17 protein-coding genes, 1 tRNA gene and 2 pseudogenes are annotated in these 12,905 nt (G+C 37.5%); 4 read left to right on the plus strand and 16 right to left on the minus strand.

From position 1 onward, the window contains the following. Positions 1 to 501: 501 nt before the first annotated feature. The 8 genes and pseudogenes from HE1_RS03505 to HE1_RS03540 form a co-directional block, all read right to left on the minus strand. Positions 502 to 574, minus strand: a tRNA-Ala gene (locus tag HE1_RS03505). Positions 575 to 698: 124 nt separating this feature from the next. Next, complete coding sequence (locus HE1_RS03510) at positions 699 to 1,496, minus strand: uracil-DNA glycosylase (protein ID WP_006290202.1); 798 nt, start codon at positions 1,494 to 1,496, stop codon at positions 699 to 701. Between the two features lie 65 nt (positions 1,497 to 1,561). Then, entirely contained in the window at positions 1,562 to 2,032 is a 471-nt protein-coding gene (rpsG, locus tag HE1_RS03515) for a 30S ribosomal protein S7 (RefSeq protein ID WP_006290200.1), read from the minus strand. Positions 2,033 to 2,053: 21 nt separating this feature from the next. Beyond that, entirely contained in the window at positions 2,054 to 2,425 is a 372-nt protein-coding gene (gene rpsL, locus HE1_RS03520) for a 30S ribosomal protein S12 (protein WP_006290199.1), read from the minus strand. Positions 2,426 to 2,470: 45 nt separating this feature from the next. Continuing rightward, a complete protein-coding gene (rpsI, locus tag HE1_RS03525; RefSeq protein ID WP_006290198.1) occupies positions 2,471 to 2,914 on the minus strand; it encodes a 30S ribosomal protein S9 in 444 nt (147 codons plus the stop codon). A 6-nt stretch (positions 2,915 to 2,920) separates the two neighbouring features. Further along, positions 2,921 to 3,396: pseudogene (gene rplM, locus HE1_RS03530) on the minus strand (50S ribosomal protein L13). A gap of 82 nt (positions 3,397 to 3,478) precedes the next feature. Then, positions 3,479 to 3,802 carry a 30S ribosomal protein S16 gene (gene rpsP, locus HE1_RS03535; RefSeq protein WP_006290196.1) on the minus strand — a complete coding sequence of 108 codons (324 nt, stop codon included), beginning with the start codon at positions 3,800 to 3,802 and terminating at the stop codon, positions 3,479 to 3,481. A 288-nt stretch (positions 3,803 to 4,090) separates the two neighbouring features. Continuing rightward, a complete protein-coding gene (locus HE1_RS03540; RefSeq protein WP_006290195.1) occupies positions 4,091 to 4,669 on the minus strand; it encodes a YqgE/AlgH family protein in 579 nt (192 codons plus the stop codon). Between the two features lie 319 nt (positions 4,670 to 4,988). Here HE1_RS03540 and yajC point away from each other — a divergent pair, with 319 nt between their 5' ends. From yajC to HE1_RS09665, 3 genes are all read left to right on the plus strand, one after another. Further along, a complete protein-coding gene (yajC, locus tag HE1_RS03545; RefSeq protein ID WP_006290194.1) occupies positions 4,989 to 5,276 on the plus strand; it encodes a preprotein translocase subunit YajC in 288 nt (95 codons plus the stop codon). Positions 5,277 to 5,337: 61 nt separating this feature from the next. After that, on the plus strand, positions 5,338 to 6,417 hold the full coding sequence (locus HE1_RS03550) for a D-alanine--D-alanine ligase family protein (RefSeq protein WP_006290192.1): 1,080 nt from the start codon (positions 5,338 to 5,340) through the stop codon (positions 6,415 to 6,417). 52 nt (positions 6,418 to 6,469) lie between these two features. Then, the gene (locus HE1_RS09665; RefSeq protein WP_242837190.1) at positions 6,470 to 6,634 is read left to right on the plus strand and encodes a hypothetical protein; all 165 of its coding nucleotides are present in this window, start codon (positions 6,470 to 6,472) and stop codon (positions 6,632 to 6,634) included. A gap of 129 nt (positions 6,635 to 6,763) precedes the next feature. Here HE1_RS09665 and HE1_RS08915 read toward each other — a convergent pair whose 3' ends face one another. From HE1_RS08915 to HE1_RS03565, 6 genes and pseudogenes are all read right to left on the minus strand, one after another. Beyond that, entirely contained in the window at positions 6,764 to 6,925 is a 162-nt protein-coding gene (locus HE1_RS08915; RefSeq protein WP_162531238.1) for a hypothetical protein, read from the minus strand. Next, on the minus strand, positions 6,852 to 7,067 hold the full coding sequence (locus HE1_RS10350; protein WP_084490996.1) for a winged helix-turn-helix domain-containing protein: 216 nt from the start codon (positions 7,065 to 7,067) through the stop codon (positions 6,852 to 6,854). Before HE1_RS10350 ends, HE1_RS08915 begins: the two co-directional genes overlap by 74 nt. Beyond that, the gene (locus tag HE1_RS03560) at positions 7,021 to 7,341 is read right to left on the minus strand and encodes a hypothetical protein (protein ID WP_035544818.1); all 321 of its coding nucleotides are present in this window, start codon (positions 7,339 to 7,341) and stop codon (positions 7,021 to 7,023) included. Before HE1_RS03560 ends, HE1_RS10350 begins: the two co-directional genes overlap by 47 nt. Positions 7,342 to 7,435: 94 nt before the next feature. Then, positions 7,436 to 7,552: pseudogene (locus HE1_RS10100) on the minus strand (transposase); the annotation flags it as partial. Continuing rightward, positions 7,498 to 7,674, minus strand: a complete 177-nt coding sequence (locus HE1_RS08920) for a hypothetical protein (protein ID WP_162531239.1) — start codon at positions 7,672 to 7,674, stop codon at positions 7,498 to 7,500. The pseudogene HE1_RS10100 and the gene HE1_RS08920, both read right to left, overlap by 55 nt. A gap of 652 nt (positions 7,675 to 8,326) precedes the next feature. After that, complete coding sequence (locus HE1_RS03565) at positions 8,327 to 9,769, minus strand: hypothetical protein (RefSeq protein WP_162480290.1); 1,443 nt, start codon at positions 9,767 to 9,769, stop codon at positions 8,327 to 8,329. Positions 9,770 to 9,833: 64 nt separating this feature from the next. Between HE1_RS03565 and HE1_RS08200 the strand changes: the two genes are divergently transcribed. Continuing rightward, on the plus strand, positions 9,834 to 10,043 hold the full coding sequence (locus HE1_RS08200) for a hypothetical protein (protein ID WP_162480292.1): 210 nt from the start codon (positions 9,834 to 9,836) through the stop codon (positions 10,041 to 10,043). Between the two features lie 440 nt (positions 10,044 to 10,483). Here HE1_RS08200 and xseA read toward each other — a convergent pair whose 3' ends face one another. Further along, positions 10,484 to 11,788 (minus strand): exodeoxyribonuclease VII large subunit, encoded by a 1,305-nt coding sequence (gene xseA / locus HE1_RS06525; protein ID WP_162480294.1) that lies wholly within the window; start codon positions 11,786 to 11,788, stop codon positions 10,484 to 10,486. A gap of 701 nt (positions 11,789 to 12,489) precedes the next feature. Further along, positions 12,490 to 12,789, minus strand: coding sequence for a transposase (locus HE1_RS03575; protein WP_035544821.1), 300 nt, complete (start codon positions 12,787 to 12,789; stop codon positions 12,490 to 12,492). Positions 12,790 to 12,905: the final 116 nt, after the last annotated feature.

A 12,905-nucleotide genomic window follows, 5' to 3' on the forward strand; every position in this document is an offset into this window, starting at 1 on the left:
TTATTTCAATTTACATTAGATCTAGAGTAATCTTTTATTAAAACATTAATTATTATTTCAGGAGGGGATTTCAATGCTGTTAAACATTTATTTTGACACTTTCAACACTTATGCCCTACCCCCCAACCTGAAAACCCCATCGAAGAATGAATATGTGCGCAATAATCGATTTTTCGTCTCTGTCAAAGAGTTTTACAAGAGATATGCTACATTTTTTCGACCAAACCTGAAACAACATCGCCATGGATCTTGTCGACCGCGTCAATGACAGCTTTCAACGCATTAGTCCAACACTTTCAATTTGATTTGGTATAAGTCGTTCTTGTTTTTTTAAATCATTTAGGAAATGTTTTGCCTCGCCAAGAAATCATGACCGCTTTCTCAGCCCCCCTATATAAAATTTTTTTGATAGTCCTTCTAACTTTCAAACTCGGAAAATTAAAAAAAGTATTTTATAAAAATCGAAGATCCCGATAAAAAAAATCTAAAAAAATTAAAAGGTGGAGCCAGGCGGGGTCGAACCGCCGACCTCTACAATGCCATCGTAGCGCTCTACCAACTGAGCTATGACCCCTTTTAAACACACTTATTTTACTATACACAAATCAAAAAATCAATAGGAAGCAAGTGTAGAAAAAAATAATACAAAGCTAAAGAATCGAACCTCAAAACCTCTCTCTCTTGCCCCATTGTATATTTCATATTGCTTGATCACAAAGACCAGCATATTCAGATCTTGCCAGCAAAAAAGCTTTCATTCTAAGCATATGACGCCACACAGTGCGCTTTTGCCCAGGAGATCTCAATAAATAAGCGGGATGATAAAACGCAAAAGCTGGAATCGATCTTTGATCTATCGGACTAACGTAAGTAAGATTACTGTTTTGCAACACGCTAACATTATCATGGCTTCTTAACAAAGCCTTACATGCCACTGCCCCAACACACAACAAAATCTTAGGGTTGATGATCTGAATATGCCTATCCACGAAAGGTAAGCACATTTCTATTTCCAAAGGGGAAGGTTGTCGATTAAACGGAGGACGCCAAGGAACAATATTAGTAATATAACAAGACGTACGATCCCAGCCTAAAACACTAAGCATTTTGTCTAATAGCTGACCACTTAACCCAACAAACGGTTTTGCAAGGCGATCTTCTTCTGCCCCTGGGGCTTCCCCCACAATCATAACAGAAGCCTCTGGATTTCCATCCGAAAAAACCGTATTCAAACAAGACTTTGAAAGTGAACACCCTTCAAAAGCTTTTATTTCCTGGTACAAAGCATCTAATGCATTTTCTAGATTGTTCATAGACAAAGATGCAGAATCTTTGCACACAGAACTTTTCAAAGAATTTTTATTCTTATTCAAACAGCAAGCGGTGCGAACGCCCTGAAGGCGGTACCATAAAAGAAGCGCCGCAGCCTGCACTTTTAATGCACTTGACGAGTCTACAAACGCCTTCTCACTTTTCGTCTTAATCTCACTTCCCAAAAAACAAAGACTCCTAAGAAAAATACTTTTGTAAAATTTTACCGCAGAACCTATCTTCTCTTTCTTTAAAATCGATAATGAGAAAAAGCACGATTAGCTTCTGCCATTTTGTGAGTATCAGAGCGCTTCTTTACGGCTCCCCCTGTTCCCTCTGCTGCACTTCTCAATTCTTCTCCTAAACGCTCTTTCATAGTTTTTTCCGGACGCAACCGCGCATAATGAATCAACCAGCGAAGCGCTAAAATTTGTCCCCGATCCACAGAAACTGCAACAGGAACAGTATACGTTGCACCACCAACACGACGGGCTCGAACTTCTACGTTGGGTCTTACATTACCCAAAGCAGCATGAAACAACTCTTTAGGATCTTTCTGAAGCTTGGCAGACGCCCGATCCAACGCATCATACACAATATTTTGCGCAATAGTCTTTTTTCCTTTCCACATCAAACAATTAATAAACTTTGCAATCACACTATCTTCATAACGCAAATCTGGCGTTATTTCTCTTTTTTCTGAACGATGACGACGAGCCATTATTTTTCTCCTAATTTACCTTTATTTTGGTTTTTCTGCCCCATATTTTGAACGTCCCTGCTTTCTGTCTTTGACACCTTTGGTATCTAACGCTCCCCGAACAATGTGATAACGACATCCCGGTAAATCTTTTACAGGACCGCCACGCAACAACACTACAGAGTGCTCTTGAAGATTATGACCTTCTCCTCCTATGTACCCTGTTACTTCTTCTCCATTACTCAGACGCACACGAGCAACCTTACGTAACGCAGAGTTAGGCTTACGAGGCGTTTGGGTATAAACTCTTGTACATACCCCTCTTTTTTGAGGACACTTTTCCAAAGCAAAAGAATTTTTTCTGGTCTTTCTGGGATGACGAATACCCCGAACAAGCTGATTTAAAGTTGGCATTTTTTACTCTCCCTAACAAACAACACAAACAACACTTCCCTTACTCTAACGCTTAGAAAATTGAAAGCTTTTTCTTGCTTTTGGCTTTCCTGGCTTCTTTCTTTCTACCCTTCGGGCATCCCTCGTCAAAAACCCTTCTTTTTTTAATAAAGGGCGCAAACTAAGGTCACTTCCTGCCAACGCGCAACTAATACCGTGGCAAAGAGCACCAGCTTGCCCCGAAAGCCCCCCTCCCCTTACCGTGCAAACCGTATCGTAATGCGCTAACTTTTCTGTCACTTTCAAAGAAAGTTCCGCAAGAACCTTCAGCCCAGGAATAAAAAAATATTCTTCTAAAGACTTTCCATTAACAATAAACTTTCCCAACCCGGGCTTAACCCAAACCCGAGCAACAGAAGATTTTCTTCGTCCAGTTGCATAAAATCTTCCCTTACTATCTGCCTTCAGCGCTTGACGCTGAACAGACTGTTCTTGTAAATTACTTTCCACGACTTTTTACCCCCTCCCACTTTTACACAAATTTTTTCTGTCCCAAGCCCCAACATCTAACACCTTAGGACACTGAGCAACATGGGGGTTTCCCCCCCTTTATAAACAAACAATCCCCGAATACGCTCTCGACGTAGCGGGCACGCTTTTTTCATCATGCGCTCCACTGCTTTTTGTATTAAACGCTCTGGAAAACGTCCCTGTAAAATCTCTTTTGCAGACCTAGACTTGATTCCACCAGGGTGATTCGTATGCCAATAATGTTGCTTTTGATTTAACTTATCTCCAGTCAAATGAACTTTTTCAGCATTTATAATAATAACTCGATCCCCTGCATCAAGATGGGGACTATAAACCGCTTTATGTTTGCCATTTAAAATTTGTGCAACTATAGCTGCCAAACGCCCTAAAACAAGACCGTTAGCATCAATCAGGTACCACTTCTTTTCAATATCCTTCGCTTTTAAGCTAAACGTTTGCATTCCTTTATTCCTTTTGCTTTACACCTAATTGCGGCTTTTACACCACATTGCGAAATTATTTTTAAAGACTCAAAAAACAACCTCACCCCTGCTTTTGTCGTTCTAACGCTTTTTTTCCGGGAGAAGACTTTTTAGGAGTCTCACGAAACGTATATTTGGGTAAAACCCCCTCTTCTGCAAGAATACGACGAACCCTATCTGTGGGTTGGGCCCCACAAGAAAGCCAGTACTGAATCCTTTCTTTGTTTAATACAATCTTAGGAGCTTTTCCCTGGGAAAGACACGGATCATAAGTGCCCAACTTTTCCTTTCCTGTTTCTCGACGACATCTAGCATCTGCAGCCATAAGCCAAAAAAAAGGAACTCCCTTTCTTCCATGACGCGCCAATCTTAATTTCATTGCCATAGATAAACTATTTCCAAAAAACCAACTTTTGTTCCATCATATCCTAAAATTCAACTAGGGTAAAGAGCACACCTCAAATAAAAGTATTTTAAGTTATCTACCATTTTTTATATTTCCCCCTGGTAATACATAAACATACTCACTAGTGATAAACAAAAAAATCATCGAATAAATCCACTAAAAACTAGAACTAAAAATTAAAAACTTCTTTAGTTTATGTTCATAAAAATGATTAAACCACGCAGTCAAAAAGCTGCGCTTCTACCAAAAGATTCAATAAAAAGCACTTCACCCAATGCTTCCAGGGCAGTACGTTAAAGCAACTTCTTGATGAAGATTAAGCATAGAAAGCGCCGTTTCCCATTTTTTTGCAGGAGAGGTTTCAAATAATAAATTTGGACTAGCAGGTACTGCAATCCAATCATGATTCATAAGCTCTTCTTCGATTTGCCCCGCACGCCAACTGATATACCCAATTAAGGTCAGTGTGTACCTAGGAAACCCTTCTAAAGAATCTAAGTCGCCAAAATTTTTTATTTTTTTCGCAGGAGACACACCATAACTTTCTCCCACATGCAACGTTTCTTCAGTAGAATAATCCTTGGAGTGCAACAAAAATCCACGATCTACATCAGACCCCCCGCCCCAAAGCACTGTATCTGACATCGTCAAAGCGCTGTTCTTAAAAGTTTCAGGCCAGTCTTGGCGCTGAAGCGGAAGATTGATTAAGAACCCCATAGCGCCCTCATCACTATGATGAAACACAAAAACAACATTTTTCTGAAAATCTTGCTTTCGGACGTTTGGAAAAGAAATAAGAACGCATCCAGACAAACTAGAGCGTTCATCTAATTTTATTTTTTTCATTTATCAATAATTAGTTGGCAAGTACACAGAGCTAAAAGAATAAAAAAACCCCAAAATACTCAAGAAGGGTACCATACATATAAAAAAAGCACAAGACAGAAAAATTATTCAGTCTTTTTCAAACACTACATCTACATGCTAAGTTGTTTTTATTTTTTTGCACAAGCAGTTAATTGAATAATAATGCAAAGTATCTTAAGCATATGTCCATAAAATTTTCTCAAAAAATTGAACTCATACACAAAAACTAAGGAGGGTTGAATACTAATTAAAGTATTGATATAATTCTTAGGCACTTAACTTTTGGACGTTATTGGCCATGGATTTTTCTCAGATTACGCAGATTGCTCCTTTTATTGCATGTTTTGCTATCCTGTATTTTATTGTTTTGCGCCCTCAACAGCAAAAAATGAAAAAACATCGTGAAATTCTGGCCTCTTTGAAAAGAGGAGATCAAATTGTTTTAGGAGGGGGAATAGAAGCGGTCGTGGAAGACGCCCCGACTGACTCTTCTGTGGTGCGTGCGTCCATTTCCCCGGGAGTGAGTGTAAGCGTGCGACGAGATTTGATTTTAGAGGTTGTAGAAGCCAAACAAAATAAGACCTGAAGTTAAGATTTAAGTTAATTTTTCACCGTCAATGTAAAACTAAAAGGGGGAATTAATCTTTATGAAAAAGTCAAAAACTGTTTTGATTATTTGTGGTGGACGCTCTCCAGAGCATGAAGTAACGTTGCGATCTGCAAATTATGTCTTAGAACATATGCCTTTGGAAAATCAGGTGTATATTTGGGGTATTGATCGGGACAATAACGGGTATGCTTTGTCAACAGAAGATGTGAAACGTAACAATTGTGTAAGCTCTTCTATAGGTGCCCCCTTAGCTTATTTAAGACGATACCAAGGACGCGTAGAGTTTTGTATAGAAAACGGTGCCTCTGTAGAAATCGATATTGTTTTTCCTATGATTCACGGTGCAACAGGAGAAGACGGATGTCTTCAAGGAATGTCAAAATTTTTGGGTGTGCCCTGTGTTGGAGCCGACGTCATGGGGTCTGCGCTGTGTATGCAAAAACGTATTACAAAACAAGTTCTTATGGCAAACAATTTGCCCATAGTTCCGTTTTTATTTAGCCAAAACGCCTCTACCGTTCCTTCTTACGCTTGTGCTGTAGATCGATTAAAAAGCGAAAATTTGTTTATTAAGCCAGCAGGCGCTGGTTCGTCTATAGGTGTTTCTAGTGTTTGTTGTGAATCTGAATATCTTGAGGCAATACAAGAGGCGTTTTGTTACGACGACGAAATATTGATTGAACGAAAAATTTTAGGTAAAGAAATTGAATGTTCTGTTTTGAACGGAACCGCCGCGAAAGTTTTAGGAGAAATAGAACCAACCCATAGTTTTTATTCTTATGAAGCAAAATATCTAGATCCAAACGGTGCATGTTTTTACACACCCGCACGAATTTCTCATCATCAAGCTGATCGCGTGCGCGCAATGGCAGAACAAGTAGCTCATATACTAAAGTGCGATTCGATGGTAAGAGTTGATTTCTTTCTAACACAAGATGAAACACTGTGGATTAACGAGGCAAACACTTTACCAGGACTAACTGCTATAAGCTTTTATCCTAAGCTCTTAGAACTTAGTGGAATACCAGGCGTTGAGCTTATTCGCTCTCTTTTACAGGGAGCGTTAAAAAATTATACCCGCTCTTTGACGTTTTTAACTACTGTTCCTTGGATTTAGCTCCTTAAATTTCGTGTATACCAAATCAAACTGGAAGTGTTGGACTAATGCGTTGAGAATTATCATTGGCGCGGTCGACAAGATCCATGGCGATGCTGTCCCGGGTTTGGTCGAAAAAATGCAGCATACTCTTTCAAAACTCTTTGGCAGAGACGAAAAATTGATTATTGCACACATGTTCATTCTTCGATGGAGTTCAGGTTGGGGGGGGCTATAAGGGGACAAATAATGCACCTCAATCCCCCTTTCTTTTTCTACTTTTTGGGTGTCTTTTCTTGTATTATAAGGTCCTTGATCCTAGATTAAGTGAATGTTAGGCGCCTTTGGATAAGCGTCTTTCAGCTGATCAAAAAACGTCTTCAAGGTTTTTAAGGACAGCACCGTAAGGCCCATGATGTGCAGTCACTCCCATCAAGGTACATGCGTGTAGGCCGTCATGAGGGTGCCTGACAGGTGATTTTCGTTGCCATGGTGACGTGCACGCCATCAACAAACAGGATGAGTTCATCCTCCGGCGGTGTTGTCATCACCGTTGAATAAAGGGCTTCCTGCTTGGTTGGATCTGTATTTGCGTGCCGTGCCGCTGGCTTTTTAAATGAAAAATTATGGGCGCGCAGCCACAGCGTCTTGCCTTGAATCGTATACGCAATGCCTCAAGAACATAAGCGCAGATATCACTATACTTTCATATACGTTATGGCTTTCCAAATGTGCGATAAGTTTCGCTGTTTGTGAAATATTCAGCGTGCTTACAGATCCCCCGCTTGACACTATTAACTTTTGATCTTCCTTATACTCTTCTACGATCGCAATCAGAAGAGCCCAAGCAATTTGATGAGCTCCACCCTGATAACAAAACTGCCGTAATCCTATCTGCTGCGTTCTTAACGCAACACGATCTTCTTCTTTCAGAAATCTTTGCATAAGAAAAATTATTAACAAATAAAATTAAACTTTTAAAATATTTCATTCAGCATGAGTATATAGTAATTTATTTTGAATTAGATATTTTAAAGATCTCTATTGGATTCAAATCAGGAGAGTAAGGAGGTAAAAAAATTATACTGCAGTTTACAGATTCTATTCATTCTTTACTTCTCTTGGATTTATGAAAAGAGGCATTATCCATAATAACACCTTGACCAAGACTTTAGTTCCTTGATCAGAAATACCCAAGCTTGGAATAATACTTGGAATAATAATTATGTCGCAAGACCCGTTAAACCCCATTGGTGTTATTGGCTTGTTATTAACCAAACCGGTATTTGTTCTTTGATACTATTTTCCACTCTTTTTGCCAACCAACTTTTCACTTTTTCTTCCCCAGACTTCTTTCTTTGCACATAGCCATATCAATGCCACTTTCATCAATATATACAATACTTAGATATGCTATATCTTTTATCGATTCTTGATACTGACTTCGCTTTTCTTTTATTTATTCCACGTACGAAAAGTTTTTTTTAAGCTATAGCCTAATCTTTTTAACCAGTAACTGATCGTACCCCAAATTCTTGAGCAGCTTTTTTCAAGGTCATATCTCTTGGTTTTCTTTGACGTACTCTTCAAGATCTAAGTCAATATTTTTTTCTGAGCCACCACGCTTCTTAGGAAAATAACTGCCTTCTTGTCTGTATTTTCTATGCCAATTTTCTATGCCACCTGCCTATCGCTGATACACTTATTTTAAATAGTTGCGATGCTTCAATATACCCGCCCCCCCTCATCTAAATATTCTATTACCCTTTGTCTTAAATTGTTGCTCTAGCTCTTTGTCATTTTCCTTTCATTGCACCTAATTCAACCTAAATTACTATATACAGAATAATACAAAAATACCCCCTTTCCCGAAAAGTAATTTTCGAAAAAATCAGGGGGCTTTTTTACGAAAATAGTTTTTTTAATCTATTTACGTATTTTTATTTTGCGCAGGAGTTTTATATTTTTTACTATTTTTAACAAGTTGTTTTTTAGTGGAGGGAACCAATTTTTTTACACCAGAAACTTCTTCTTGAATAGGGGAAGAAGCATCGATATTGTCTTCAATGAGAACATTAACCAACCGTTCCACTACGTCTGTATATTTTTCAAGAATCCCGTCAAGTTTATTTTTTTTAGGAGTGTTTGCTTTACGTTTACCGTCTTTTCTAAAAAAATAATTTCTTAATTCTTCAAATCTTTTATAAAAGTTTGCATCTTGTGTTTCTGCTTTCTGCAAAAAGTTTCTCAAGATTTTTTCTGCATATCCGTTTTCTTTTTCTTCTTTTTTCTTTAAAATTTTTAATTCTTTTCCTTTTTTACTGTTTAATACCTTAAGTAATTGATCCCTTACTTCTTTTGGCATCAAGTTACGTGGATCAATTTTTATATCAAGATCAACCAAACTTGACTGATCTAAGGAATCTAATTTACTTTGATTTAGCACTTCGCTTTGATCTAATTTACCGCTTTGACCTGAATTATTTGAATTATTTATACTGTTTTTTGGTACATTCATGTACTCGCTTTCAACAAAAGAATGATTACTTTGATCTAAATTATCATTTTGACTTAAACTTTCTTGGAGTTTTTGACTATTTACTGATCCTGTATCCTCATTTTTTTCCGATTTTTTGGATTGATCAGATAAACCGTTTCCGTTTTCATCTATTGATTCAAGTTGTTCGTTGCTTGCTTCTTGCCCCGACCTACTACTTTCGCTCTTAGATTTGGACTCTGCCTTGCTTACACTCTTAAATTTACTATCTTCCCCTTTTTCATCAGATGAGCTGCTCGTTTTTTCACTTTTTTCAGATAAAAAATCCCCCATACTCTTTGAACTTTCTACGGACGCTCCTTCTTGTTCGCTCTCAGAAGAAGATTCTTGTTCCTTCAAAGAAGCTTTTTGCTCTGAATTACTATTTTCATCTGAACTATTTGATCTTTGTGGATCACTTTCTGACATATAAGTACTTTTAGTTAGAGGAATTTCTTCGATAAAGCTACTACTTTTATCCAAGCTTCTATTACTTAGACTTGAACTTCCACTTTGACCCAATCCACTACTCCGCTTTGAATCAGAATCTTGATCAGAGCCTTCATCTTGACTTAAACTTTCTTGGAGTTTTTGACTATGTACTGATCCTGTATCCGATTTGTATTCAGCCTTGCTTGTATCCTTAGATTTGTTGCTTTCCCCTTTTTCATCACCGAAAGATGACTTTATTGGATCTTCCACTGAGAAAACACTTTGCGAAATGCTTGGAAATTTATTTTTTAATTTTGAATCTAATTTCCTTTCTTCATCAGATGTTCTGCTCGCTTTTTCATCTTCTTTAGAGAAAGGAATTTCTATACTTTTTCCACTTTTCATAGACGACGCATTTTTTTCCCCATCAATAGAAATATCTTGGTCATTCTGTTCTCTTAAATCTTTAATGGAAGAATTTGGGCTAATGGAAGAATTTGGGCTAATGGAAGAATTTGGGCTAATGGAAGAATTTGGGCTAATGGAAGAATTTGGGCTAATGGAAGAATTTGGGCTAATGGAAGAATTTGGGCTAATAGAAGATCTTCCGTCAGAAAAAACTCCTTCAGACGAAATCCCGCTTTGCGCTAAATCAAAAGGGGTAGAATTCTTAATATGAGAGAAAATAATTTTTGAAGCCTTTCTTCCTGGGCTATCTACCATTTTTTTCAACCCCTCATCTGTCTTTTCATTATTCAATACAGAAAGAAAATGAGAATTAACAGCATTATTTAAAAGATTTTTTCTTTTTTTCAATACCAATTCAGAGATTTGGGCAGGAGTTTTACTGATAGGATCCTTCTTAGAGTAAGCCGAATAAGTTGGCAAAATTCCTATTAATAAAAAATAAATTATATTTTTTTTATTCATTTTTAGCAAAATGTTTTATTGTTTCGTGGAAATTATAAAATAAAAACCGAAAAATATTATTAAAATATAAAATAAAACTGTTCCACTATACCAAAAAATATTATTAAAATATATCGTATTTGCACACCAAACTTCACACTCTAAATTTTTTTTGATTATAAGCAAAAAGTATTAAAACAAATATATTCATTAATCTAATCGCCCAGTACGAACTCCATCATGCCATACTAATTTTATGGATTGCCCAGAGTTTACAAGCAAAGCAGATGTCAGTAAACTTCCTGATTCAGTTTGCGCCAAAGTAAACCCTCTTGCCAGTATTTTTTTGTAAGAAGATGCTTTAAGTCTGTGCGCCATCCAGTGTAATGCCTCTTCTTTTTGTCTGATTTGAGTTTTAATATTATGAACCAGTCTATCTTTCCACACAGAAATTTGAGTATCTGCCCAACGTGTATCCCCCCATTTTTGGTGGATTTTTGCCTCTATTCTTAAAAATTCCGTACGTTTTTTCTCAAGTCCCCTCTTAATTCCGTAACAAATTTTATCCCAAAGATTATCTAAATCTTGCATCAATGGCTCTTGCGGGTAGCGATCAAACCCATGATAGCGCTGATACAAATTCTTATACTTTATCGTGCACAATTCCAAAAAAGTATCTCCATAATTTTGAATTCTTTGCCCAGCCCCTGCCAAACGCTTTAATAGTTCCTGACGATTAGGTAAAACAAGCTCAATGGCTGCTGTAGGGGTGGGCGCACGCAAATCTGCAGCATAATCTATCAAAGTTGTATCAGTTTCATGACCAATAGCGCTGACAGTGGGAATCAGACTAGAAGCCACCCCCCTTACTAGAATTTCTTCTTGAAACCCCCAGAGATCTTCTATACTCCCCCCCCCTCTTGCAATAATCAAAATTTCTGGCCGCTCTTCTTCACAAAGAGCATGAAAAAATCTCAACCCTTGCAAAACATCTTCGGTTACACGCCCCCCTTGCACTTGAATAGGAAAAACAGTGATACGACAAGGCCATCGTGCTTTGCATCGATCTAGCATATCTTGGATAACAGCACCAGTGGGAGATGTCAGAATTCCTAAATGTTGCGGAAACAAGGGTAAAGAACGTTTTTGGGAAAATACACCTTCCAACTGAAGTTTAGCTTTTAAGCGCTCTAACTGTTCTAACAAAACACCTTTTCCTTGTTCTTGTATATGAGATACTAAGAGCTGGTATTTGGAACGTGCACCATATACACTAACTCTCCCCTGGCACAAAACCTGCATCCCGTCTTTTAGTACCATTTTTAAAGATGTGCCTTTCCAACACACACCATCAATAACATTTTTGTCATCCTTTAAAGAAAAATAGTGGTGCCCTGAAACATGTTGCTTATATCCAGAGATTTCTCCTTGTACTATAACTTGCGAAAAATGAGCATCCAAAGTGTGCTTCAACTGGACAGATAATTCAGTTACTGTTAATACCGCAGAGTCCATAAAATTTTTAATAAAACTCCCTATACGCTGTAAATTTATCAAAAATATTTTATAAAAGAAAGCGAATTCGAAAAATCAGTACTTAATACCTTCCTTAAATTCAAAAAAATCCCCCCCTTTTAGGAAGTATTTCAAAAAAAGCACTCTCTTTACGCCATTTTTTCAGATTAATGAAAATTCATTTTTTAATTAATTCACATCAATTATGAATAGTAGTAATTTAGGTTGAATTAGGTGCAATGAAAGGAAAATGACAAAGAGCTAGAGCAACAATTTAAGACAAAGGGTAATAGAATATTTAGATGAGGGGGCGGGTATATTGAAGCATCGCAACTATTTAAAATAAGTGTATCAGCGATAGGCAGATGGCTTAGAAAATTGGCATAGAAAATACAGACAAGAAGGCAGTTGTTTTCCTAAAAGGCGTGGTGGCTCAGAAAAAAAGATTGACTTAGATCTTGAAGAGTACGTCAAAGAAAACCAAGATATGACCTTGAAAAAAGCTGCTCAAGAATTAGGGGGGTATTTGATTAGGCTATAGCTTAAAAAAGACTTTTCGTACTTGGAAGAAAGAAAAGCGAAGTCAAAGTCAGTATCAAGAATAGATCAAATATATAGCATATCCAAGTCTTGTATATATTGATGAAAGCGGCATTGATATGGCTCGTCCCATACTCCCCCCTCACTTTTTTTCAGGTAGTTTAAAAGATCGCTGAAATCAAAGAATAAGAGTTTATCTTTGATCCACCTGAGCCCCCTTGTGAAGTATGAATAACAAAGGTGCTCTGACTGTTTTTTTGTAAGCACATTCCCGTTATAGAAGCGTATAAAATAGCAACAGCGACAATCGTCATAAGTTTGGAAAGTCTTCCCAAATCTTTCATAGGGGTATTTTCAAGGTTAACCCCTTGCGTTTTCATAGTTCTGAACAGCCGTTCAATGTCCCATCTTTGTTTGTTTAGTACCCGGTCTTTATCTTGGGCAAATGACAAGGTACGCATCTTTAATCTTTTTACCTACGGCCCCCCCCATAGGATCATCCAGCATGTTACAGATGGCGGCTTTCGTCCGTATTTAGGTGAGTAAAAAAATCCTTCAAAGGCTTTTTAGAGGTGCC

Origin of the sequence: Holospora elegans E1 (assembly GCF_000648275.1) — a bacterium.
Taxonomy (GTDB): domain Bacteria; phylum Pseudomonadota; class Alphaproteobacteria; order Holosporales; family Holosporaceae; genus Holospora; species Holospora undulata_A.

Bases quoted from the DNA above. Each gene is read 5' to 3' on its own strand.
- rpsG (WP_006290200.1), bottom strand. From the start codon at position 2,032: ATGGCTCGTCGTCATCGTTCAGAAAAAAGAGAAATAACGCCAGATTTG.
- xseA (WP_162480294.1), bottom strand. From the start codon at position 11,788: ATGGACTCTGCGGTATTAACAGTAACTGAATTATCTGTCCAGTTGAAG.
- HE1_RS03550 (WP_006290192.1), top strand. From the start codon at position 5,338: ATGAAAAAGTCAAAAACTGTTTTGATTATTTGTGGTGGACGCTCTCCA.
- HE1_RS03565 (WP_162480290.1), bottom strand. From the start codon at position 9,769: ATGAAAAGTGGAAAAAGTATAGAAATTCCTTTCTCTAAAGAAGATGAA.
- HE1_RS08200 (WP_162480292.1), top strand. From the start codon at position 9,834: ATGGAAGAATTTGGGCTAATGGAAGAATTTGGGCTAATGGAAGAATTT.
- HE1_RS03560 (WP_035544818.1), bottom strand. From the start codon at position 7,341: ATGCAAAGATTTCTGAAAGAAGAAGATCGTGTTGCGTTAAGAACGCAG.
- yajC (WP_006290194.1), top strand. From the start codon at position 4,989: ATGGATTTTTCTCAGATTACGCAGATTGCTCCTTTTATTGCATGTTTT.
- HE1_RS03540 (WP_006290195.1), bottom strand. From the start codon at position 4,669: ATGAAAAAAATAAAATTAGATGAACGCTCTAGTTTGTCTGGATGCGTT.
- rpsL (WP_006290199.1), bottom strand. From the start codon at position 2,425: ATGCCAACTTTAAATCAGCTTGTTCGGGGTATTCGTCATCCCAGAAAG.
- HE1_RS03575 (WP_035544821.1), bottom strand. From the start codon at position 12,789: ATGCGTACCTTGTCATTTGCCCAAGATAAAGACCGGGTACTAAACAAA.
- rpsP (WP_006290196.1), bottom strand. From the start codon at position 3,802: ATGGCAATGAAATTAAGATTGGCGCGTCATGGAAGAAAGGGAGTTCCT.
- HE1_RS08915 (WP_162531238.1), bottom strand. From the start codon at position 6,925: ATGAACTCATCCTGTTTGTTGATGGCGTGCACGTCACCATGGCAACGA.